At 46.1% G+C, this 25,177-nt stretch carries 18 protein-coding genes; 14 read left to right on the forward strand and 4 right to left on the reverse strand.

What is annotated here, in order from left to right:
* Positions 1-7: 7 nt before the first annotated feature.
* Positions 8-1,906, forward strand: a complete 1,899-nt coding sequence (locus RDV52_RS02250) for a GH32 C-terminal domain-containing protein (RefSeq protein WP_004367353.1) — start codon at positions 8-10, stop codon at positions 1,904-1,906.
* An 85-nt stretch (positions 1,907-1,991) separates the two neighbouring features.
* Here RDV52_RS02250 and RDV52_RS02255 read toward each other — a convergent pair whose 3' ends face one another.
* A complete protein-coding gene (locus RDV52_RS02255) occupies positions 1,992-2,201 on the reverse strand; it encodes a hypothetical protein (RefSeq protein ID WP_172606455.1) in 210 nt (69 codons plus the stop codon).
* Positions 2,202-2,208: 7 nt separating this feature from the next.
* On the opposite strand from RDV52_RS02255, the gene RDV52_RS02260 reads away from it, so the two are divergent.
* Together RDV52_RS02260 and RDV52_RS02265 are read left to right on the forward strand one after the other, a co-directional pair.
* Positions 2,209-3,363, forward strand: coding sequence for an MFS transporter (locus RDV52_RS02260; protein ID WP_004367352.1), 1,155 nt, complete (start codon positions 2,209-2,211; stop codon positions 3,361-3,363).
* A gap of 11 nt (positions 3,364-3,374) precedes the next feature.
* Positions 3,375-4,256 (forward strand): carbohydrate kinase family protein, encoded by an 882-nt coding sequence (locus RDV52_RS02265; protein WP_036875395.1) that lies wholly within the window; start codon positions 3,375-3,377, stop codon positions 4,254-4,256.
* 89 nt (positions 4,257-4,345) lie between these two features.
* Here RDV52_RS02265 and RDV52_RS02270 read toward each other — a convergent pair whose 3' ends face one another.
* The gene (locus RDV52_RS02270; RefSeq protein WP_004367350.1) at positions 4,346-5,458 is read right to left on the reverse strand and encodes a Fic family protein; all 1,113 of its coding nucleotides are present in this window, start codon (positions 5,456-5,458) and stop codon (positions 4,346-4,348) included.
* Positions 5,459-5,817: 359 nt separating this feature from the next.
* Between RDV52_RS02270 and RDV52_RS02275 the strand changes: the two genes are divergently transcribed.
* The 5 genes from RDV52_RS02275 to RDV52_RS02295 all read left to right on the forward strand — a co-directional run bounded on the left by RDV52_RS02275 (position 5,818) and on the right by RDV52_RS02295 (position 16,467).
* Positions 5,818-7,038 carry a BaiN/RdsA family NAD(P)/FAD-dependent oxidoreductase gene (locus RDV52_RS02275; protein ID WP_004367349.1) on the forward strand — a complete coding sequence of 407 codons (1,221 nt, stop codon included), beginning with the start codon at positions 5,818-5,820 and terminating at the stop codon, positions 7,036-7,038.
* A 622-nt stretch (positions 7,039-7,660) separates the two neighbouring features.
* The gene (locus RDV52_RS02280; RefSeq protein ID WP_040556950.1) at positions 7,661-10,354 is read left to right on the forward strand and encodes a 4-alpha-glucanotransferase; all 2,694 of its coding nucleotides are present in this window, start codon (positions 7,661-7,663) and stop codon (positions 10,352-10,354) included.
* A gap of 120 nt (positions 10,355-10,474) precedes the next feature.
* Complete coding sequence (locus tag RDV52_RS02285; protein ID WP_223381200.1) at positions 10,475-12,646, forward strand: glycoside hydrolase family 97 protein; 2,172 nt, start codon at positions 10,475-10,477, stop codon at positions 12,644-12,646.
* Between the two features lie 44 nt (positions 12,647-12,690).
* Complete coding sequence (pulA, locus tag RDV52_RS02290) at positions 12,691-14,607, forward strand: type I pullulanase (protein ID WP_004367346.1); 1,917 nt, start codon at positions 12,691-12,693, stop codon at positions 14,605-14,607.
* 9 nt (positions 14,608-14,616) lie between these two features.
* On the forward strand, positions 14,617-16,467 hold the full coding sequence (locus RDV52_RS02295; RefSeq protein WP_004367345.1) for a glycoside hydrolase family 13 protein: 1,851 nt from the start codon (positions 14,617-14,619) through the stop codon (positions 16,465-16,467).
* A gap of 546 nt (positions 16,468-17,013) precedes the next feature.
* Here the strand turns inward: RDV52_RS02295 and RDV52_RS02300 are convergent.
* On the reverse strand, positions 17,014-17,784 hold the full coding sequence (locus RDV52_RS02300; protein WP_004367343.1) for a hypothetical protein: 771 nt from the start codon (positions 17,782-17,784) through the stop codon (positions 17,014-17,016).
* 293 nt (positions 17,785-18,077) lie between these two features.
* Entirely contained in the window at positions 18,078-18,866 is a 789-nt protein-coding gene (locus RDV52_RS02305) for a hypothetical protein (protein WP_004367342.1), read from the reverse strand.
* A 487-nt stretch (positions 18,867-19,353) separates the two neighbouring features.
* Here RDV52_RS02305 and tsaB point away from each other — a divergent pair, with 487 nt between their 5' ends.
* Genes tsaB through rseP form a run of 6 tightly spaced genes read left to right on the forward strand, consistent with a single transcriptional unit; the run spans position 19,354 to position 25,171 of the window.
* A complete protein-coding gene (gene tsaB / locus RDV52_RS02310; RefSeq protein WP_004367341.1) occupies positions 19,354-20,046 on the forward strand; it encodes a tRNA (adenosine(37)-N6)-threonylcarbamoyltransferase complex dimerization subunit type 1 TsaB in 693 nt (230 codons plus the stop codon).
* A 53-nt stretch (positions 20,047-20,099) separates the two neighbouring features.
* Positions 20,100-20,702 carry a DUF4290 domain-containing protein gene (locus tag RDV52_RS02315; RefSeq protein WP_004367340.1) on the forward strand — a complete coding sequence of 201 codons (603 nt, stop codon included), beginning with the start codon at positions 20,100-20,102 and terminating at the stop codon, positions 20,700-20,702.
* 4 nt (positions 20,703-20,706) lie between these two features.
* Positions 20,707-22,020: a UDP-N-acetylglucosamine 1-carboxyvinyltransferase gene (gene murA, locus RDV52_RS02320; protein WP_004367339.1), complete on the forward strand. Its 1,314-nt coding sequence runs from the start codon at positions 20,707-20,709 to the stop codon at positions 22,018-22,020.
* A 12-nt stretch (positions 22,021-22,032) separates the two neighbouring features.
* Positions 22,033-22,554, forward strand: a complete 522-nt coding sequence (rimM, locus tag RDV52_RS02325; RefSeq protein WP_004367338.1) for a ribosome maturation factor RimM — start codon at positions 22,033-22,035, stop codon at positions 22,552-22,554.
* A 9-nt stretch (positions 22,555-22,563) separates the two neighbouring features.
* Positions 22,564-23,718: a 1-deoxy-D-xylulose-5-phosphate reductoisomerase gene (locus RDV52_RS02330; protein WP_004367337.1), complete on the forward strand. Its 1,155-nt coding sequence runs from the start codon at positions 22,564-22,566 to the stop codon at positions 23,716-23,718.
* 52 nt (positions 23,719-23,770) lie between these two features.
* Complete coding sequence (gene rseP, locus RDV52_RS02335) at positions 23,771-25,171, forward strand: RIP metalloprotease RseP (protein WP_004367336.1); 1,401 nt, start codon at positions 23,771-23,773, stop codon at positions 25,169-25,171.
* Positions 25,172-25,177 lie beyond the last annotated feature (6 nt).

The raw sequence follows: 25,177 nt of genomic DNA on the forward strand, positions 1-25,177 counted from the left end.
TTAAATTATGAAACGTACCAACATGTATATAATGTGTGCTGCTATGACTTTGGCAGCCACATCAACCCAAGCCCAGACGATACAAATGTCGCAAAAGGGCGACACAACCATACTGAACATCGCCAATCCAACAAGGTATCTGCTGCTTCCGATAGAGGAAGATAAGGACGAAGCAAAAGTTCTGCTCGACACATCGAACCCTGCCGACACGTGGATGGACATACGTTTAGCACAAGACAAGGTGGACTATTACGTCCCATTCGAGTTGGGCAATGGCGCAAGAGCGACGGTTAAGATTCTTAATCTCAAGCACGATGCTCTCTGTTACAAGCCCGGAATGCTGAAACTATCGAACGAATGGAACACGGCAAACACCGACTTCTATCGTCCGTCTTACCACCACACACCTTCATACGGGTGGATGAACGACCCCAATGGCATGTTCTACATGGACGGTGTCTATCATCTTTGCTACCAATACAATCCCTACGGCTCGAAATGGGGCAACATGCACTGGGGGCATGCTACCAGTACAGACCTCATTCATTGGAAAGAAGAGAAGCCTTCAATTGCCCGAGACACCCTCGGACACATCTTCTCTGGAAGTGCCGTAATAGATAAAGACAACACGGCGGGCTACGGCAAGAATGCCATCATTGCGCTCTACACTTCCGCAAGCGACAAGAACGGGCAGATAGAGTGTATGGCTTACAGCACCGACAAGGGCTATACGTACACCAAATACGAGCATAACCCAGTCTTGACGCCGTTCGATGGGCTGAAAGACTTCCGCGACCCGAAGGTCTTCTGGTACGAGCCGGCAAGGCAATGGTACATGATTATATCAGCCGACAAGGAGATGCGCTTCTACAAATCAAGCAATCTGAAGAAGTGGGACTACGTCAGTGCATTCGGAAAAGGTTACGGAATGCAGCCCAATCAGTTCGAATGTCCCGACTTTGTACAGCTTCCTGTCGATGGCGACAAGAACAAAATGAAGTACGTCATGCTGGTAAACATCAACCCCGGTTGCTTGTTCGGCGGTTCAGCCACAGAGTATTTCGTGGGCGATTTCGACGGAAAGAACTTCAAGTGCGACACGCCTCCGAACGAATACAACTTCTTGGATTACGGCAAAGACAACTATGCCACCGTTTGTTTCTCCGGTGTTCCGGACCGCGTTCTCTCCATTGCGTGGATGAGCAACTGGCAGTATGCCAACATTACACCCATCAAGCAGTATCGCGGCGCAAACACTTTGCCGCGCGAACTGAAGCTCTACACAGGCACAGACGGCAAGCTGTATGTTTCCAACAACGTTGCTCCTGAAGTGAAGGCATTGCGCAAAAACACCCTTACACTGCCTGCCATGAACGTTAAAGCCGTTGCCGACAAGAAGAACATCATCAAGAGCAAGGAGAGCGCTTTCGAGCTTCAGATGGATGTTACACCGGGCAGACTGGCTACAACAGGCGTGGAACTCTACAACGCAAAGGGCGAGAAAGTGAAGATTTACTTCGACACAAAGGAAAGGAAACTTGTTATGGACCGCACAGAAAGCGGACTCGTCGAGTTCGGCAAGCGGTCTGTTCCCCACGACATAGAGAAGAATTATTCCGACGTACACCAAGGCGTGGGCAACACACCGTTCCGTGTTCTCAATTCCATCAACTATAAGAACGACTTCGCTCTCGGCACTTGGGCACCACTAAGCCTCTGCAAGGGCACGACCTACCACGTTGATATATTCGTGGACAAATGCTCTGTAGAAATCTTTGTCGATGGCGGACGCATTGCCATGACCAACCTTGTGTTCCCAACAGCACCTTACACATCGGTGAAGTTCTACAACAACGGAGCATCGACGAGCTTCCGCAACATAACGCTCAGTGAGCTTTCACTCTAATAAACCCAAGAAGAACGTGATTTCGATGAATACATCAGCACATGGGCATCGTGCTTCAGGCATCAGAAAACAGGCATGCACAGCATCAGCAAACAGCCGTGTTTACCGATGTTCCGAAGCGACGTTTGTCGTAACCCCGAAGCGACGTTTGTCGTAACCCCGAAGCGGCAACTGCCGTAACCCCGAAGCGACAATCGTCGTAACCCCGAAGCGACAATTGGAGCAACTCCGTTGCTATTCTGACAGCTGTTCGGAAGGGGTCTACCGCCGCACTCACGTTAACAAAAACAGACAACTAAACAATGAACAATTCAAAGACTTTAAAGCTCATTCCCATCATGTTCTGCTTCTTTGCGATGGGTTTCGTAGACCTGGTAGGCACCGCCTCCAACTACGTTAAGGCAGACTTGCATCTCTCCGACACAACGGCAAACGTGTTTCCTTCACTCGTTTTCTTCTGGTTCTTAATCTTTTCCGTACCCACAGGAATGCTGATGAACAAGATTGGACGCAAGAAAACAGTGCTGCTGAGCCTCGTCATAACCGTCTTCTCGCTGCTCTTGCCTATCTTCGGGCAATCTTACGGACTTATGCTGGTGTCGTTCTCGTTGCTCGGAATCGGCAATGCGCTGATGCAGACATCTATCAATCCGCTGGTAATGACAGTGATGCAAGGTGGCAACATGGCGGCTACCTTTACTTTCGGACAGTTCATCAAGGCGATTGCCTCGTTCCTTGCACCTTACATAGCCATGTGGGGAGCAATGGCAGACATACCTTCTTTCGGGCTCGGGTGGCGTGTTCTCTTCCCCATCTATATGGTTATAGGTGTGACGGCATCGCTCCTCCTTGCATCTACACCTATAGAAGAAGAGAAGACAGAAGGCAAGGCAAGTAGCTTTGTAGAGTGCTTCCAGCTGCTGGGCAAGCCTATCGTGCTGTTCAGCTTCTTCGGCATCATGTGCCATGTGGGCATCGACGTAGGCACCAATGCTACCGCACCGAAAATACTGATGGAACGTTTGGGCATACCACTCAACGAAGCCATCTTCTCAACTTCGCTGTATTTCATCTTCCGTACCATCGGTTGCCTTACGGGTTCGTTCTTCCTTCGCACGATGAAGATGAAACATTTCTTCATCATCTCCGTTATTCTTATGGCATTGAGCATGTGCGGACTGTACGTAGGAAGCAGCAAAGCCGTTCTCTACACAGCCATTGCACTTGTCGGCTACGGCAACAGCAACATCTTCTCAATGGTGCTGGCACGTGCCTTGGAGAGTGTGCCCGAGAAGCAGAACGAAGTGAGCGGACTCATGATAATGGGACTCTTCGGTGGTACTATCTTCCCACTGCTCATGGGTCTTGCGAGCGACAGCAAAGGGCAAGCCGGTGCTGTGCTGGTCATGGCAATAGGTGTACTTTACCTTTTCACGTATATTCCTAAAATAAAATAAACATGACAACTATGAAACAATACATCGTTGGTTTGGGCGAGGCACTCTGGGACTGCCTCCCCGAAGGTAAAAAGATTGGCGGAGCACCTGCAAACTTCGCTTTCCACGTGGGGCAATTCGGACATAATTCTCTCGCCATCAGTGCCATTGGAAACGACAAATTAGGCGAAGAGACATTGGCAGAGTTCGACAAGAAACACGTAAACTACCTGATGCCGGTGGTAGATTATCCCACCGGGACAGTACAAGTAACCCTCGACGAGGCGGGTGTTCCTACCTACGAAATAAAGGAAGGTGTGGCTTGGGACAACATTCCGTTCACCCCGGAAATTGAAAAAGTAGCGAAAAACTGCCGTGCCGTCTGCTTCGGTTCGCTTGCACAGCGCAGCAGCGTAAGCCGAAACACCATTCAGCAGTTCCTCGATGCCACGCCAAAAGACTGCTTAAAGATATTTGATATAAACCTTCGGCAGAACTTCTACAACGAAACCATTATCCGAAACTCGCTCAAACAATGCAACATACTGAAGATAAACGACGAAGAACTGGTTTCCATTGGTCGCATCTTCGGCTATCCGGGCTTGGATATGGAGAACAAATGCTGGTTGCTCATTGGCAAGTACAACCTTGACATGCTCGTGCTTACCTGCGGTGTAAACGGCTCTTACGTGTTTGCCCCCAATGTAGAGTCGTATCAAAAGACGCCAATTGTAGAAGTTGCCGACACTGTTGGAGCCGGCGACTCGTTCACAGGCACGTTTACCGCAGCCATTCTCGCAGGCAAATGTATCGCCGAAGCTCACAGCTTAGCTGTCGAAGCAAGTGCATACGTCTGTACGAAAAACGGCGCAATGCCCACTCTGCCAAAAGAACTGATAGAAAAGGTGAAATAGAAATAGCATTTTCTTATATAAGAAGAAGGTACAGTTTGTTGTCCGCATTCTGCAAAACAACAAACTGTACCTTTCTTTTTTCGACTTCGTCATAGCTCCATCGTAAGTTCGTATGTCGTGCTCCGTCCACCCGCACGGCTTTTCTGTAGAATATTTTTCTTGACAAGGTCGTTCAGATCGCGTGTGGCTGTGTCCTGCGAACAATGATTAATCTTATACCATTTAGAAGAATTTAGTTTCCCTTCAAAACCATCAAGGAGCATATTGAGAACCTTTCTCTGACGGGCGTTCAGTTCAAGTTCTTTATGTTCGTCCCAAAAACGCACCTTTCTAATGATACGTTCGGTCTTTTCGAGTGCAGCGCTTAAAGCCTTGATGAGCATTTCAAGAAACCAGACAATCCATTCTGTTATGTCTGATTTGCCACATTGTGCCTTTTCTAACTGGGTGTAGTAATCTTTTCGATGATTGAGAATTTCAGACGAAAGACTGTAATATCTTTGTGGGGTATTGTCGGCTCTTGATAGCAACATCTCTGTCATTGTGCGGCACAGACGTCCGTTTCCATCGTCGAAGGGGTGGATTGTAACAAACCAAAGATGAGCCACAGCTGCCTTTATCAGAGGATCAACCGTGAGCGTGTCGTCAGCTATCCATGCCAACAGCTGCTCCATTCTCTCTGGAACTTCACTACTTGGCGGAGCTTCGTAATGCACTTTCAACCTTCCCATTGCACCTGATACCACCTGCATCGCCTCTTTACCTTTCCTCCAGTCGCCAACGGTTATCTTATACATGCCGCTATGTCCTGCTGGAAACAGGGCAGTGTGCCAACCAAACAGTCGCTCTTTCGTAAGCAGCTCGCGGAAATGCTGAGTTGCATCGAGCATCACCTGCACGACACCTTCTATATAGTGGTCTCCTTTTGGCAGTCCATCGTACTCCAATCCTAACTGTTGTGCAACAGACGAGCGCACGCTGTCTCTATTAAGACGCTCACCTTCTATCTCTGATGAATGGACTATCTCTTCCGTCAGTGCGTCCAACATAGAATCTCCTTGTTCTTTAAAGCCAAACATAGAAAGTCTTCCGAGTAGCTTCCCACGAAGAAGACTCACCTCAGATAGAAGTGTGCTGGCTACACTATCTTGCCATGTCAGCTGGTATAAGTCTGTACTTTGCCAAATATATTGATTATTCATCTCCCACCTTTTTATTACGCAAACTTACTATTTTTTTCTCTTTGATACAAGTGTTTACGGAGAAAATAACACCTATTCTCCGCAAATTATGCGGAGAAAAACATGATTAATCTCCGCAAAAGTACAGAGAGAGCCCTACAAAACTCTCCATTTGGACACAAAAGAAGTCTTGTCGGTGTAATTGTTTTGGCTATTTTCAAGACAAAGTTACAAGTAACGAAATTCGGTGTATCTTTCTTTTTTGTCCTATCTATCGTTTCTCACCCTATCGTTTGTACACTTCGACCATTTATCGTAACTTTGTTGCCACCTTATAAGTATTAGAAACAAGGTGTAGTAATAGTTAAACCTGAAAGGAAATGCAGAACATTGCGATTATAGGAGGAGGCGCAGCAGGCTTTTTTGCTGCCATTTCGGCAAAGACCACACAGCCCGATGCCACTGTTACCGTGTTTGAAAAGGCGGGGCACGTATTGGCAAAAGTCGGGGTATCGGGGGGCGGACGCTGCAACCTTACCAACTCGTTTGCCGACATAACCGACCTGAAGCAGGCGTATCCACGTGGCGACAAACTGCTGAAACGGCTTTTCAAAAGGTTCGATTACAACGATGCCTACCAATGGTTCGAGGCACATGGCGTTCGGTTGGTAACCCAAAGCGACAACTGTGTGTTTCCTTTCTCGCAAAGTTCGCAAACCATTATAGACTGTTTGACACATACCGCACAACGTCTTGGTGTAACAATCTGTCTGAAACACACACTTACAAGTATTGCAAAACAACAGCAAGGGAAAATTGAAATACACTTTAAGGATAAAACATCTCGCACATTCGACAGGGTAATAATTACTACAGGTGGCTCGCCACGCGCTGTAAATTTACAGTATTTAGAGGCTATAGGCAATAAAATAGAAATGCCTGTGCCATCGCTTTTCACTTTTAATATTACCGAAAAAGCCTTTTGTAACCTTATGGGAACCGTGGTAGAACACGTAGTTTTGTCTATTCCATCAACTAAATTCCGCAGCAATGGTGCCTTACTTGTTACCCACTGGGGTATGAGCGGACCTGCCACGCTGAAACTTTCGTCGTATGCAGCACGCCATTTGGCAGAAAACAACTACCAATCGGCAGTGGCTGTAAACTGGGTGTACGAAACAAACACACAGCTTGTAGAGCAGAACCTCGTTGCCATAGCAACCGAAAACCCGAAAAAGCAAATGGCAAGCATTCGTCCATACGACCTCCCTACCCGCCTTTGGGAGTATCTGCTCCATCGTTCCGACATAGACAAGGAGAAGCGTTGGGGCGAATTGGGAAAGAAAGCGTTGCACAAACTCGTGGAAACACTTACTAACGACGTGCACCAAATTTCGGGCAAAGGCAGCTTCCGAGATGAGTTTGTAACGTGTGGGGGCATCAGCTTAAAAAGCATCAACCCCAATACGTTGGAAAGCAAGGTGTGCAAAGGTCTTTTCTTTGCAGGCGAAGTGCTCGACATAGATGGTATTACGGGAGGATTCAACCTGCAAGCTGCATGGACCACTGGGTATGTTGCAGGGCAAGAAGCATGTGTTTAAGAGATTTCAACGAAATGTAAACAAAACCTAAATACAATATTTTTAGCGAGACAAATGTTAATTTCCGAATTACAAGACAGATGTCTCTAAAAAACAAAAAGCTGCCCGTTTCAGACGATCTAATTTGGTTTCACATCGCAAAAGGGTGGGTTTCGGTTAGCAAAACAGGCCTTTTTACACGGTAAAAGAGCCGTTCTCGCATCGCAGAAACAGGTGTTTCTGCACGAAGAAAGTAATCTATATGTACTCTATAATGTTCTAAACACGAAATAATCAGGACTTAATTATTGCACACATCTCCCTTATTCACCTATATAATATTATCATTCAACAACTTAAGAATGCACACAAATGGCTGCATTTTTCCGAAAAAGGAATAATGTTGGCTGCAAAAACGCTCGTCATTTGCTATATCAAGAGAGTAAAAATAAACATTTAGTAAGGTTTATTAATATAATGAGAGTCATGTAAAAACCTGTGTATCGTTATTCTATTCTGTATTATACATTAGGCAAAATACATATTTGCAAACGTTTGCATGATATTAATCAAAAAACGCGCAAAAAGGTTTTGTGAGTTCATTTTATTATTATTACCTTTGAGCCATATAACTAACAACTATATGAACTTACAATTTAGCATAGAATACAAGACATATTACGGACAGGAACTTGTCCTTAATATCGTAAACGGCAAGGAGTCGGGAGCCAATTCGGTGTGCCAGTACAGAATGCACACACACGACGGCTTTCTTTGGACAGTAGAAATCAACAGAGATATAAAGCCCGGCACGGTGATAGACTATTTTTATAGTGTGCACGTTGGCGACCACGAGGAACGTCGTGGCTGGAGCGTTGCGCCCCATAGAGTGATGTTCAACTCGTCGCAGGCACTGAATTACAAGATATTCGACCACTGGCGCGAAATTCCTGACAATGCTTTCCTGTATTCTTCAGCAGTTACCGACTGCATAGTAGGAGCGAAAATAGAGAACTTGAAGTTAGAAAAATTCAGCAAATCTGTATGCTTAAAAGTGCGCGCTCCACAACTTGGTGCAGGCGACAGGCTCTGTCTGATTGGTGCCGACCCACTAATGGGCTCGTGGAAAGAGAAGAAAGCGGTGAAGATGACGCAGGTTTCTACCAACGAGTGGGCTGTCTGTTTCGATGTAAGCCGATTGGCAAGCAACAGGTTAGAGTTCAAGTTCATCATCGTAAATCCCGACAAAGAATACTCTCCAATGTGGGAGAATTGCTACAATCGTACCATAGATTTGCCCGCAATGGAAGAGGGCGACGCTATAATTTACGAGCTAAGCGAAGCCTATTTCACCTTGCCTGCAATGCGTGTAGCTGGTACGCTCGTGCCATTATTTTCTCTACGGTCTGACGATAGCTTCGGTGTGGGCGACTTTGGCGACCTGAAGAAGATGATTGATTGGGTAAGTTCAACTCAACAAAAGGTACTTCAAATCCTGCCAATCAACGATACTACCATCACACACACGTGGACAGACTCTTACCCTTACAGCTGTATCTCTATCTTTGCGCTGCACCCACAGTATGTAAACCTTAACGGTCTGCCTGCATTGAAGGACAAAACGCAACGCGAACGCTTCGAAAAGGAACGTAAAAAGCTGAATGCGCTGCCGCAAATAGACTACGAACGTGTAAACGAACTTAAAGAAGAGTATCTGAAACTTATATACAAACAGGAAGGAAAAGCCACTATCAACAGCAAAGAGTTTAAGAAATTCTTTGCTGAAAACGAGAGTTGGCTGGTTCCTTACGCACAATATAGTATGTTGCGCGATAAGTATGGTACTGCTGAATTTGCCAAATGGCCCGACCATAACCAATGGGACGAAACGGAAAGGAAGTTGCTTTCAACCAGCAGTAACAAGGCTTACAAGGACGTGGAGTTCTATTATTATGTGCAATTCATATTGAGCAGTCAGCTCAAAGCTGTACACGAATATGCCGTTGCAAAGCACGTTATCCTGAAAGGCGACATTCCTATCGGCGTAAACCGTAACGGTTGCGACGTATGGACAGAGCCACGCTACTTCAATCTGAACGGTCAGGCAGGCGCACCGCCCGATGGGTTCTCGGCAAACGGACAGAACTGGGGCTTTCCAACCTACAATTGGGACGCCATGATAGCCGATGGCTGCCAGTGGTGGATACGTCGTTTCCAGAACATGGCGAACTATTTCGATGCTTATCGCATAGACCACGTGTTGGGTTTCTTCCGCATTTGGGAAATCCCGGCAAATGCAGTGCACGGTCTTTTGGGACAGTTTGCACCTGCATTGGGCATGAGCCGCGAAGAAGTAGAGGGCTACGGACTGCACTGGCAAGAGGAATTGTTCACCGAACCGTTCATTACCGACTGGGTATTAGACCGAATTTTCCGCGAGCATGCCAACGAAGTGCGAGAGAAATACATAGAAAAGACGTGGGGCAACCGATACAAGATGCGCCCCGAATATGATACACAGCGCAAGGTGGAAGCCGCTTTTGAAGGCAAAGAGACCGACAAAGACATCTGGATTCGCGATGGTTTGTATGCTTTAATCAGCGATGTGCTCTTTGTACGCGACCACAAAGACCCGAACAAATTCCACCCACGCATCAGCGTACAGATGGATTTCATCTATGAAAGTCTGTACGATTGCGACAAGAATGCCTTCAATACGCTTTACAACGACTACTTCTATCGCCGCAACAACCAGTACTGGTATCAGGAGGCAATGAAGAAATTGCCGAAGTTAGTGAACGCTACACGCATGCTCGTGTGTGCCGAAGACTTGGGAATGGTACCCGACTGTGTGGCTTGGGTGATGGACGAGCTACGCATTTTAAGCCTCGAAATACAGTCAATGCCGAAAGATCCGAAGGTGCGATTCGGACATTTGGGTTCTAATCCCTATCGTAGCGTATGCACAATATCTACTCACGACATGCCAACACTACGCCAATGGTGGGACGAAGACTGGAACAGGGCGCAGGAATACTACAATACGATGTTGCATCAAGGCGGTCCTGCACCGCATCCGATGCCGGGCTGGTTGGCAAAAGATATTGTAGAACGACACTTAACATCGCCAAGTATGCTTTGTATCCTAAGTTTTCAGGACTGGACAAGCATTGATGAACACCTCCGACTGACTGATGCCAACGCCGAACGCATCAACATTCCTGCCAATCCGAAGCACTATTGGCGATACCGAATGCACGTCAGCATAGAACAATTAATGAAGAACGAAGACTTCAACAAGACGATAACAGAACTGATTGTCAGGTCAGGAAGATAAAAAGAACTAAGGCAATGGGACGTATTTTTACTGCGTCCCACTGCTCGTATTTATAAGGATAATAAAAAAGCAGGTATGAATAGATTCAAGGTATTGATTGTATTGCTGTTTTGTTCCGTTATGGCAATGGCACAAGGAAGCCCGAAAGACAACAGCGACAAATGGGAAACGGCAGCTTCACCCAATGGTAAAGTGGTGGTAAGGTTCGGTATTGACAACGGCAGACCTTACTACACGGTGCAGTATGGCACGAAAGATGTTATTAAAAAGTCGTTCCTTGGCTTAGAGTTGGCAAAGAGCAAACACGCCAGCAAGGGTATGGAAGAAACTAATTTGATGGACGGTTTCGAGCTAACGCAGACCATAAAGACATCGCACGACGACACTTGGAAGCCCGTTTGGGGCGAAACCGATGAGATACGCAACCACTATAACGAGATGGCAGTATCGCTATGGCAAGCGAAAAGCAACCGCAATATAAAGATTCGCTTCCGTATTTACGACGACGGGGTGGGCTTTCGCTACGAGTTTCCGCAGCAAAAGGATCTTAATTACTTTGTTATAAAAGAAGAACACACGCAGTTTGCCATGGCAGGCGACCACAAAGCGTGGTGGATTCCGGGCGATTACGACACGCAAGAGCAGGAAACACAGGAGAGCAGGCTGTCGGAAATACGCAGTCGCTTCCACGATGCCGTGAACTGGGGCAACTCTTCTGTGGCTGTTTTCTCGGAAACTGGCGTCCAGACAGCCTTGCAGATGAAGTCAAACGATGGTCTTTACATCAACATACACGAAGCAGCGTGCATCAATTATCCTACAATGCACTTGAATTTGGACGATAAAAACATGGTCTTTGAGAGCTGGCTGACACCCGATGCCACTGGTTTGAAAGGATATATGCAGACTCCTTGCAACACGCCTTGGCGCACAATACTCGTCAGCGACGATGCCCGCGACATGCTTTCGAGCCATTTAATCCTGAATTTGAACGAGCCTTGCAAGATAAAGGACACCAGCTGGATTCACCCAACCAAGTATGTTGGCGTGTGGTGGGAGATGATTGTGGGCAAGAGCAGCTGGAATTACACAGACGAATTCCCCTCTGTCCAGCTTGGAATAACCGACTACAACAAGGCTAAACCAAACGGAAAGCACGGCGCAACAACTGCAAACGTGAAGAAATACATCGACTTTGCAGCCGAAAATGGCATCGACCAAGTGCTCGTTGAAGGTTGGAACATAGGTTGGGAAGACTGGTTCGGACATTCAAAGGACTACGTTTTCGACTTCGTAACGCCTTACCCAGACTTCGATATAGACTATCTGAACAAGTATGCGCACGAAAAAGGGGTTAAGTTAATGATGCATCACGAGACTTCTTCCAGCACTCAGAACTACGAAAGGCACCTAGAAGCTGCCTTTAACCTCATGAACAAGTATGGCTACGATGCTGTAAAGACTGGTTACGTGGGCGATATTATTCCGCGAGGCGACCATCATTTCTCGCAATCAACGAACAATCACTACATGCATGTGGTGGAAGAAGCTGCCAAACACCACATTATGGTGAATGCACACGAGGCAGTTCGTCCGACAGGACTGTGCCGTACATATCCTAACATGGTAGGTAACGAAAGTGCACGCGGCACAGAATACGAGGCATTTGGCGGCAGTCGCCCCGACCACACGGTTATTTTGCCCTTCACACGCCTGCAAGGAGGACCGATGGACTATACTCCCGGCATTCTTGAAACGCAGCTAAAGACATGGAGCAACAACCAAAACTACGTGCATACTACACTCGTTGGACAGCTCGCACTGTACTTAACGATGTACAGCCCGCTACAAATGGTAGCCGACTTGCCCGAAAACTACAAGAAATACAACGATGCTTTCCAATTCATAAAAGACGTTCCGTGCGACTGGAGCAGGAGCATTTACTTGGAAGCAGAGCCTGCTGACTACATCACCGTTGCCCGTCAGGACAAGAATTCAAACGATTGGTACATCGGAGGAAAGTGCGACGAGAACGGACACAAGAGTGTTTTGAAACTCGATTTCCTCGATAAGGATTACATATATGACTGTACTATCTATGCAGATGCAAAGAATGCGGACTACAAGAACAATCCGAAAGCATACAAAATCACCCATAAGAAGGTGAAGAAAGGCGATGTATTGAAGCTGACAATGGCACCCGGCGGTGGCTTTGCCATCTCTTTGAAGGCACGTTGGAATGGCGAAGAGCATGCCGAACAATTAACAAAGGTGAGCCAGACTGATTTTTAGAAGGAACGATATTGGGAACTTAACAAAGCAAAAGTATAACTAACATGAAACTAAAATACGGCATTATCACGCTAATGGCAACTTTTCTGTTCACGCTGACAGCACAAGCGCAAAACGTTTTCAACGAAGTTAGCTACTCACTGAGGCAGACTACGTTCAAACTGAATGCTCCAAAGAAGCCCACACTGCGCATATACGAAGCCGGAAGGGGCGGCAATGCAATAAAAAAGATAAAGATGAAGCAAACAGCAGAGAATGTTTGGGAAGCTACTGTCAGCGGTGATTTGAAGGGAAAGTTCTACACTTTCGACATCGGACGAGGCGAAACGCCGGGCGTTTTTGCCAAGGCTGTTGGCATAAACGGGCATCGTGGTGCAATCATTGATATGCAAACGACCAATCCAAGTGGCTGGAACAGCGACCATCGCTTGGCTTTGAAGAGCCCAGCCGACCTGATTATCTACGAAATGCACCACCGAGACTTCTCAATAGACCCTTCTTCAGGACTCGTAAACAAGGGTAAATTCTTGGCATTGACCGAGCAAAAGGCGATTAGACATCTGGAAGAATTAGGTATAAACGCCGTTCACATTCTGCCATCGTTCGACTTTGCTTCAATAGACGAAGCCAACACGACTACCCCACAGTACAATTGGGGCTACGATCCACAAAACTATAACGTGCCGGAAGGCAGTTATTCGTTCGATGCAGAGCAGCCTACCCGCCGCATTCTTGAGTTCAAACAAATGGTACAAGCCTTGCACAAAGCAGGCATTCGCGTTATTCTCGATGTGGTTTACAACCATACTTTCGACATCAAAGGAGGCAATTTCGACCGCACTTTCCCTATGGCTTACTACCGTTACACTGCCGACGGAAAGCCAAGCAACGGCTCCGGCTGTGGCAACGAGACCGCTTCTGAAAAGCCTCTGATGCGCCAGTTCATGCTCGAAAGTATGAAATACTGGGCTGACGAATACCATATCGACGGTTTCCGGGTAGACCTTATGGGCATACACGATATAGAAACGATGAATCTTATCCGCAAGGAACTATCGTCAATCGACCCCAATATCTTCATCTACGGCGAGGGTTGGACTGCCGGAACCTGCGCCTACCCCACCGAAAAACTTGCCCTCAAAGCCCACATAAAGCAGATGCCGGGCATCGCAGCGTTCTCTGACGAGATACGCGATGCCCTCCGCGGTCCGTTCTCCGACGACAAGCAAGCGTCTTTTCTCGGCGGTATTGCAGGATTCGAGGAAAGCATTAAAGCCGGCATTGCAGGTATGATAGCCCACCCACAGGTAGATTATACAAAGGTGAACTATACCAAAGAGCCGTGGGCGAACGAGCCAACGCAGATGATTGCGTATGTCAGCTGCCACGACGATATGTGTCTGGTTGACCGATTGAAGGCTTCTATCCCTGAAGCTGCTTACGATATGGAAGAGGTCATACGCTTAGATCAACTCGCACAGACAGTTGTCTTCACCTCGCAAGGTATTCCTTTCATGCTCTCCGGCGAAGAAATGCTGCGCGATAAGAAAGGTGTGCACAACTCATTCAACTCGCCTGACGAGATAAACCACCTTGACTGGAACAACCTGAAGAAGTATCCGCAAGTCTTTGCTTACTACAAAGGGCTCATTCAGATGCGCAAATCACACCCGGCATTCCGTCTTGGCAGTGCCGAGTTAGTGCGCAAACATCTCGAATTCCTGCCAACACAGCAAGATTGCCTCGTAGCTTTCCGACTGAAAAACCATGCGGGTGGCGACAAATGGAACAACATTTACGTGGTACTGAACGGCAATGCAGACCTTCAAAGCGTCAATATTCCGAAAGGGAAATATACCATCGTAGCCAATAATGGTGTCATCAACGAAGCAGGAATTGGCGAAATGGAAGGCGGAGAGGTTATGATTGATGCACAGACCGCACTTATCTTACACGATTAAACAATAGATATGAAACGATTAACTCTGTTGCTCTCGCTCTGTCTTCTGACGGTCAGTGTCAGTGCAAAGATAGAAATAAAGAAGCTCGAACCCACAAATTGGTTTGTAGGAATGAAAGATGCGTCGTTGCAATTAATGGCTTATGGCGACAATATACGCAATGCCGAAGTAACGGTAGACTATCCCAATGCACGCATCGACTCGCTCGTCCAACTCGATTCGCCCAACTATCTGCTCATCTATCTTAACCTGAAAGATGCGCAAGCAGGCACAATGAATATAAACTTCAGGCTCGGAAAGCAAAAGACAACGGTGAAATATGCCTTGCTCGAACGCACTATGAGCGGCGAAGAACGCAAGGGTTTCGACAATTCAGACGTGCTTTATATGCTTATGCCCGACCGCTTTGCCAACGGCAATCCCAAGAACGACATTGTAAAAGGTATGCAAGACCAGCTCTGCAACCGCAACGAACCAAGCCTGAGACACGGCGGCGACATTGCCGGCATTATGCAACACCTCGACTATTTCACTGATTTGGGCGTTACTGCCCTTTGGTTCACGCCCGTCTTAGAGAACGACCGCCCTGCCGACGGTGGCAAATTCAGCACCTACCACGGCTATGCTACAACCGATTACTACCGCGTAGACCCGCGTTTTGGTACAAATGGCGACTACAAAGCACTGACAGATGCATGCCACAAACGCGGTTTGAAAGTGGTAATGGATATGATTTTCAACCATTGTGGCGACTATCACCTGTGGAACAGGGACGTTCCGGCAAAGGATTGGTTCAACAATCCTAACTATGGGCTGCAGACTTCGTACAAGCTGACACCCGTACTCGACCCCTATGCCAGTAAGGTAGATATGGCAGAAACGGTAGACGGCTGGTTCGTAAGTTCGATGCCCGACCTCAATCATCGCAATCCGCACGTGATGCAGTACCTCGTTCAAAACTCAATATGGTGGATAGAAACAGTCGGAATAGACGGCATTCGAATGGACACCTACCCCTATGCCGACCGAAAAGCAATGGCAACGTGGATGAAACGCATTGATATGGAATATCCAAACTTCAATACTGTGGGCGAAACGTGGGTAACAGAGCCTGCCTATACGGCAGCATGGCAGAAGGACAGTAAACTCTCGGAAGAGAACAGCTACCTGAAGACCGTTATGGACTTTGCTTTCTTCGACCGACTTTCTATGGCGAAGAACGAGGAAACCGACGATTGGTGGAAGGGATTTAACCGCATCTACAATTCGCTGTGCTACGATTACCTCTATGAAAACCCCTCAAGCGTAATGGCTTTCATAGAAAACCACGACACCGACCGCTTTCTTGGCAATGGCAAAGACACCTTGGCACTGAAGCAAGCCTATGCCCTATTGCTCACATTGAACCGCATTCCACAACTTTATTATGGTACTGAAATCCTGATGAACGGCACGAAAGAAGTTGCCGACGGCAATGTCCGCAAAGACTTCCCAGGTGGTTTCGCAGGCGATACAGCCAATAAATTCACACGAGAGGGGCGTACTGCAGCAGAAAATGCCATGTTCGACTGGACAGCTCGCCTGCTTCACTGGCGCAAAGGTAACGATGTTATTGCCCACGGCAAACAAACCCAGTTCATTCCGTGGCACGGAGTCTATGTCGTAGCACGCCAATACAACGGCAAAAACGTAATGACCGTTATCAATGGTCGCAACGCAGCAGGCAAGTTAGAAGTAAAACGCTACGCAGAAATCATTGGCAACCATGCTACTGCGCGCGACATTACTACTGGCAGAACCATTCCGCTCACAGCCGATGTGCCACTAAGTGCACGCCAAGCAATGGTATTGGAATTTTAAGAAACAACTTTTCGCTCGATTGTTGCTGTTTGGTCAGAACTCGATATAACAAAAACATCTGCGGGATTGCCTGTTTAAGGACAATCCCGCAGATGCTTTTTTAAGGCAAGTTCGCCTGATGAAACAGCAGCAAATCTGCACGCGACACAGAGGTTAATCCCACGAATGCAGCTACCGCATGCAAATAGTGCGATGGCAGGATTTCGTTTTGGTATTGTAAAAATAATTCTGTTAAAAAGCGATAACTGCGTTTTGGTATTGCAATAACAGCTGTTTTGCGATGCAAAAGAGCCTGTCTTGCCGTGTAAAACCCATGCTTTTGGAACGCAAAACAATAGGTATTATAAAGTACTGACAGTAAAAGAGTTATACAATATCTGCGTTTATGAAAACTTTTTACCCTTTTCCCAATTACACGAAAGATACATTGTCGTAGTTTCAGCCTCGGCAAACAGAAGGGAATTGTACACAAAAAGCAGGGGCAGCCCCACATAAAGGAGCTGCCCCTAATTGTATTTTTCAATTTGCTGTATATGCTATCGCTAATTACTTACCGATGTACTTTACAGACTTTGTTGTGCCGTCAGCAAACTTAATGTTCTTGATAGCTACGCCCTTGCCAGCCTTAGAAAGTTTGCGACCAGAGAGGTCGAAGTATGTTTCGCCTACAATCTGCTTGTTTGCATCTGTTGCAACAGTCTCGATACCATTAGGTTCGGTAGAGAATACTGTTTCAACATCGCCACAGAAGAATTCATTGTTATCACTCCAATAGCCGCCTAATATTCGCAATTGGAAATCGTCTTGAGACTCTCCTTTCATAATTGTGCCGTTAAGTACAGCTGTATTGCCGTCAATGGTGAACGTAATATCATCTTTTGATACTTCAAACTTACCGTCTTTATAGTCCATGTAACCTACTTGAATGCCATATTCACCATCCTCGAACTTGCCATACAGAAGGTATTGCCCTGCTGGAACAGTGATTACATTTCCTACTTTAGTACCTTTCACCCAGCCACCAGCTTGGTCGTCCTTTATAAATGATGCATAAGAAAGCACATATTTCAGATAAACAGTCTTGCCATCAGCATCAGCAACAACTGTCAAATCGCCAGCACCCTGACCATTTTCCGCTAACTTTGCAAGGTCAGCAATGGATATCTTCTGGTCTCTAATAAAAAACATTTTGCCACTGACACGCTTGTAAACAGTTTCAGTACCAGCTGGCTTTTCGGTAATAACGGTAGGCTTATTTTGTGCTTGTGCACTGACACCAAAGAATGCTACGAGAGCAAAGAGTAATAATTTTTTCATAATCTAAAATGTTTAAGTAATACAATATTCTTATGGGATTGTCCCACTTGATAATCTGTTGCTCGCTGTCAGAAAAGAATAGGCTTACACGAAGTCTGCATATTTACTTTTTTCTACATCTTCAAATTTAAATAATATTTTCCATAAAAGCAAACTTCCATACTATTATTTGTATTATTTAACACATAGATTCTATTTCGTTCAAACAGCACAGAATAAAAAAGAGGGTAACTTCGTATGAGAAGTTACCCTCTTATCTTGTTTATTTAAACTTTATTTCAGCTTGATAAAAATTACTTGTTATCAACAACTTTTACTGATTTTGTTGTGCCGTCAGCGAACTTAACGTTCTTGATAGCTACGCCCTTGCCAGCCTTAGAAAGCTTGCGACCAGAGAGGTCGAAGTATGTTTCGCCTACAATCTGCTTGTTTGCACCTGTTGCAACGGTCTCGATACCATTAGGATCAGTAGTAAATACTGTCTCAACGTCGCCACAGAAGAGAGCCTTGTCGTCGCTCCAATAGCCAGCCAACATCTTTATTTTCATATCGTCTGCCGTCTGACCTTCCAGAACAGTCTCACCAAGCTTAAGTGAAACACCATCGATATAGAACTTAATAGGGTCGTCTATAGGTACTAACTTCTGGTCTTTAAGCTCCATATAACCTACTTGGACACCTGCTGAAGATCCATCATCGAAAGTGTTATAGAAAACGAACTGACCTGCAGGAATAGTAATAACGTTGCCTTCCTTTGTACCTTTTATCCAAGCGAATGGATCACCATCAAGATAAGTACCGAAAGAAAGTGCGTTCTTCAGATAAACAGTCTTGCCATCAGCAGCTGTAACCATAGTCAAATCGCCTGCTGGCTGACCGTTTTCAGCCAATTTTTCAAGTGAAAAGAGAGATAACTTCTGCTTACCGTCCTCACCTTTTTGGTAAGCAAACATCTTACCGCTAACACGTTTGTAGGTTGTTACAGTACCAGCCGGCTGATCTTTAATCATGTCAGGAGTGTCTTGTGCTTGTGCACTAACGCCAAAAATTGCTACGAGAGCAAGAAGTAATAGTTTCTTCATAATTTAAATGTTTAAGTAATACAATATTTTTATATGGATTTTTTCATCATTAATAAACTTGCAAAAGCCATTTGGCTTACACAAAGCATTATATTTGCGTTTCTTCCTCTGCAAAAATAGGAAATGTTTTATAGGGTAACAAATTTTCATACCTATATTTTAAATTATTTAACACATTATCTTTACTATCTACTGAAATCTCTCTTTATAAGCCAATGATACATTATGTAATAGTATAACCTTAGTGCATTGAAGATGAATTAAAACTGTTGCGATTGCATTCTTTACACAAAGGCAAATTACTTGCACCGTAGAAGATGACTATTTTACACGCAGATTATTGGTAAAACTATGTGCCTCGCTTCATCAAAGTTTTGTTCTGCCTTGATGGCTTTAATGTATTTTCAATACGATAAAGGAGGAATTATTCAAAATTTAATAGTATCTTTGCAAGTTGTATAGACAGAAAGCAAAAGTAAAATAAAAGATGTCGTGTATATTAAACATAGAAACCAGCACCAACGTGTGCTCCGTGGCATTGAGCGAAGACGGTGCTTGCATCTTCACACAGGAAGACCATGGCGGTCCTAACCACGGTGAGCAGTTGGGAAAGTTTGTCGATGAAGCCCTGTCGTTTGCCGACAGCCACGCCATTCCCGTTGATGCTGTTGCGGTCAGCAGTGGTCCAGGCTCTTACACGGGGCTTCGCATAGGCACATCGATGGCAAAGGGCATCTGCTACGGTGCCGACATCAAGCTGATTGCAGTGCCTACGCTCGAACTGCTTTGCGTGCCTGTGCTGCTGCACCACGACGAGATTGAGGACAACGCATTGCTTGTTCCGATGATTGATGCACGCCGTATGGAGGTGTATGCGCAGGTGTTCGACCGTGCCTTGCACGAAATTCGCCCTATCCAAGCCGATGTTGTGGACGAGAACACCTACAAGGAATATCTCGACAAAGGTTCTGTCTACTTCTTTGGCAACGGTGCTGAAAAGTGTATGGAAACTATCAATCACCCCAATGCACACCTGATAAAAGGCATCGAACCGTTGGCAAAGAACATGCTGCCGCTGGCTGAAAAGCGCATTGCATTGGAACAATACGAAGATGTGGCGTACTTTGTGCCGATGTATCTAAAGGACTTCGTGGCAAAGCAGGCCAAGCCCCTGCTGTAAGACAAGGCAGAACACAAACAAAAGAAACGAAACAGAATAAAAAGAATAGTTGAATGAAGATAGACGGATTGGACTACAACACTCAGCGCGAAAAGCTATTGTTGCCTGAATACGGGCGTGAAATACAGAACATGGTGAGCTATTGCGTGGAACTGCCAACAAAGGAAGAACGACAGCAATGTGCCGAAACCATTGTTTCGATTATGGACAGAATGAACCCACAAGGCAGGGAAAGTGCCGACCACGAACAGAAACTGTGGGACCATTTAGCCATTATGGCAGACTTCAAGTTGGATATTGACTATCCGTACGATGTTTCGCAGGCATTGAAAATAGCAACGAAGCCAGAGCCTATGGGCTATCCGATGTCGAAAATACCTGTACGCCACTATGGAAAAATGATGTTCGAACTGTTCGAACAGCTAAAGACAATGGAGGAAGGCAACGAGAAGGAAGAGCTTGTTAGATTGGTTGCCAACCAGATGAAACGCTGTCTGATACAATGGGGGCACGGTTCTTCCGACGACGAGAAAGTGGCTTCCGACCTCGCACGCTTCACCGACGGAGCGGTGCAGTTGGACTTGGACGTCTTCAAATTCGACAAGATAAATCTAAAAGAGTTGCAACCTGTACGCAACAATAAAAAGAGAAGATAAGCCTATGGAGTGTTTTCTCATTGAAGGCGGACACCGTCTGTCGGGTACCATCGTGCCTCAAGGAGCTAAGAACGAGGCTTTACAAGTGATTAGCGCAACATTGCTGACCACCGAAGAAGTTGTTATCGACAACATTCCAAATATCTTGGACGTAAACAACCTTATAAAACTGCTCACAGACATTGGCGTAAAGGTTACGAAACTGGGCGAAAACAAGTATTCTTTTTGCGCCGATGAGGTGAATTTAGACTATTTGGAGAGTGTAGAATTTGTTGAGAAATGCTCGTCTTTGCGCGGTAGCGTGCTGCTTTACGGACCTTTATTAGGCAGATTTGGCAAGGCAACGATAGCCAAACCGGGGGGCGATAAGATTGGGCGTCGCCGTTTGGACACCCACTTCCTTGGTTTTAAAAACCTTGGAGCACACTTTGAACACAGAGAAGAACGCAACGTGTACGAACTGAAAGCCGAAAAGCTTGTCGGAACCTATATGCTTTTAGACGAAGCATCGGTTACGGGCACAGCCAATATCGTTATGGCAGCTGTCTTGGCAGAGGGTATTACCACGATATACAATGCTGCTTGCGAGCCTTACTTGCAACAACTGTGCAGCATGCTCAACGCCATGGGCGCGAAAATCAGCGGCATTGGCAGCAATCTGCTTACCATTGAGGGTGTGAAAACGCTGGAAGGAACACAACACCGCATACTTCCCGACATGATAGAAGTAGGTTCGTTTATCGGTATGGCAGCCATGATAGGCGACGGTATCAGAATAAAAGATGTGTCGATAAAGAATCTTGGCATCATTCCCGACACGTTCCGGCGACTTGGCGTGCAGATTGAAGAGGAGGGCGACGACCTTTTTATTCCACGACAAGAACACTATGAGATTGATTCATTTATTGATGGAACCATTATGACCATTGCCGATGCACCGTGGCCGGGCGTAACACCCGACCTTATTTCGGTGTTGCTCGTAGTCGCAACACAAGCACAGGGCAGCGTGCTCTTCCATCAGAAGATGTTCGAAAGCCGCTTGTTCTTTGTCGATAAGCTCATCGACATGGGCGCACAAATCATTCTTTGCGACCCACATCGTGCAGTAGTGGTAGGAAACAACAACTGTCATGCGTTGAGAGGAGGCAGAATGTCGAGCCCCGATATTCGTGCGGGTATCGCCCTGCTCATCGCTGCCATGTCGGCACAAGGCATCAGTCGCATCGACAATATATCACAAATAGACCGTGGCTACGAAAATATTGAGGAACGGCTCAATGCACTCGGTGCGAAGATACAGCGTGTAGACATTTGCTAAAGAAGCCTGCAGATGATAAAACGAGAGGAAGTATATAAGATAGGTGTGCTTGGAAAGCCACACGGAGTAAAGGGAGAGATACTGTTTCGCTTCACTGATGACGTGTTCGACCAATGCGATGCCGACTATTTAGTGCTCAATATGGAGGGCATTTTAGTGCCTTTCTTTATGGAAGAGTACAGATTTCGCTCTGACGAAGTGGCACTGATGAAGTTTTGCGACATTGATACCGAAGAGCGTGCACGCGAACTTACAGGTACGGAAGTGTACTTCCCACGTGCCATTGCCGAAGAAGGCAAAGACGAATTGTCGTGGGCACAAATCATTGGATTTAAGTTATTAAACAGCAAAACAGGCAAGATGGTGGGCGAAATCGTGTCAGTAGATGATTCAACCATCAACCTGCTGTTTGAAATAAAGACCGAAACAGGTGGCGAACGCCTTATACCTGCCAACGAAAACCTTATAAAAGGAATAGACAAGGCACAGCGAACGATAGAAGTAGAAATACCTGACGGACTTTTAGAGCTTTAGTTTAGAAAAATGAAACAACAAATATGTATTCTTGGTTCAACGGGAAGCATCGGCACACAAGCCCTTGATGTGATAGAGCAACACGCCGATTTATACGAGGTTTATGCCTTGACAGCCAACAATCAATGGCAGAAACTGGCTGCACAGGCACGTAAATTCCAGCCTGCAGCAGTGGTAATCGCAAACGAAAGCCACTATGAGGCATTGCAAAAGGAGCTTTCCGACCAACCCGACATAAAGGTTTATGCTGGCAAAGAGGCGTTAAAGCAGATTGTTGAGGCCGAACCTATCAATATGGTGCTTACTGCTATGGTGGGATTTTCAGGTCTTGAGCCTACCATACACGCCATTAAGGCACGCAAAAGAATTTGTTTGGCAAACAAAGAAACGCTTGTCGTGGCAGGAGAATTGATTTGCAAGTTGGCAACCGAATACCATATGCCAATCCTTCCCGTAGATAGTGAACACAGCGCAATATTCCAAAGCTTGGTGGGAGAGGACAACAATGAGATAGAAAAGATATTGCTGACCTGCTCGGGAGGCCCTTTCCGCCTTCTCAATGCCGACAAACTGAAGACCGTTACGGCTGCCGATGCACTGAAACACCCTACTTGGGACATGGGCGCAAAGATTACAATAGACTCCGCTTCACTGATGAACAAAGGCTTTGAGGTAATAGAAGCCAAGTGGTTGTTTGGTGTTCCTGCCGACAAAATACAGGTTTTGGTGCACCCACAGTCCATCATTCACAGTGCAGTACAGTTTGTCGATGGCAGCGTAAAGGCTCAATTGGGAGTTCCCGATATGCGTTTGCCTATACAATATGCCTTCTCTTTCCCCGACAGACTTACGTTGAAAGGCGACCGTTTGGACTTGTTCAGCCAGCCGTTGGAGTTCTTTGAGCCTGATATGGAGAAGTTCCGCTGTCTCGCCATGGCGTATGAAGCCATCGAAAAAGGCGGTAACATGCCTTGTATCCTTAATGCAGCCAACGAAATAGTGAACGAGGGGTTCCGCAAAGGGCAATGCTCGTTCCTTAAAATGGGCGAAATCATCGACGAAACGATGCAGAAAGTGGCATTCGATGTGACGCCTTCGCTCGACGTTTATTTGCAAACCGATGCCGAAGCACGCAGAATAGCAAGTGAACTAATGGGCTATTAAGAGAATAAAAAGAAAGAAAATAGAAATAAAAAAACAGATTATAAAGTAACGAATGGAATCATTTCTTATCCGATTGCTTCAATTTATAATGGCAATCTCGCTGCTTGTTCTTCTCCACGAAGGCGGGCACATGTTCTTCGCAAAGCTATTTGGCGTTCGCGTAGAGAAGTTTTTTGTATTCTTCGATATGGCTATCGGCAAATGGAACGGTATGCTGTTCAAGTGGAAACCCAAGAATGACGATACGACATACGGCATGGGGTGGCTCCCACTCGGCGGTTACTGCAAGATTTCAGGTATGATTGACGAGAGTTTCGATACGAAACAAATGGAGAAAGCGCCACAACCGTGGGAGTTTAGAGTGAAACCGGCATGGCAACGCTTGCTCATCATGATTGGCGGTGTACTTGTAAACTTCCTCTTGGCATTGTTTATCTACTCCATGATAATGTTTACATGGGGCGAAACCTACTTCAAGGTGTCGGACATGAGTATGGGTATGCAGTTCAATGAGCAGGCAAAAGCACTCGGTTTCAAGGATAAGGACGTTATGTTGGGCACCGACAAGGGGGCTTTCCGCGAATTTGCCAACGTAAATGGCGACTTCTTCCGCCAGATTGCACAATCCAAATACGTGGAAGTGCTGCGCAATGGCAAGAAAACACGTATCGAAATGCCAGGCGATTTGGACATGCTTTCCATGTTTAAAGAGCGTCCTCTCTTTGCCGAACCTTACATTCCAGCGCGCATTGACAGCGTTGCAGCCAACACCCCTGCAATGAAAGCAGGCATAAAGGCAGGCGATTTGCTGAAGTCCATCAATGGAAAAGCCGTTAATACCTGGTCTGATTTCCATTACCAAATAGGAGTCTTGCACGATGTTGCAGCTGTTAAGAACACTCACAAAGACTCTTTGGCGCTTCGAAACGTAGTGCTTACCGTGCAACGGAGTGGTTCCAACAAGCTCGACACTATAAAAATACAACTCAATCCAGAGTTTAAAATGGGCGCAATAGAAAGTTCCGTGCTCTCATACTACAAGCCCACGCAAGAGAAATATTCGTTCTTCGCAAGTTTCCCAGCAGGTGTGAAGTATGGTGTGAACATTCTTCGCGGCTACGTAGGCAACTTCAAGTACCTTGCTTCTGCCGATGGAGCAAAGAGTTTGGGAGGCTTTGGCGCAATCGGAAAGATGTTCCCACCTTATTGGGACTGGTATATGTTTTGGAATATGACTGCTTTCCTGAGCATCATTCTTGCCTTTATGAACATTCTGCCTATCCCCGCACTCGATGGCGGACACGTTATGTTCCTGCTATACGAAATGATTACACGTCGCAAACCATCTGAAAAGTTTATGATTCGTGCCGAATATGTGGGCATCACCATACTTATTCTGCTGATGGTTGTAGCCAACCTGAACGACGTTTTACGGTGGTTGGGCGTAATGTAGCATTGG

The organism is Prevotella nigrescens (assembly GCF_031191185.1).
Classification (GTDB): Bacteria; Bacteroidota; Bacteroidia; order Bacteroidales; family Bacteroidaceae; genus Prevotella; species Prevotella nigrescens.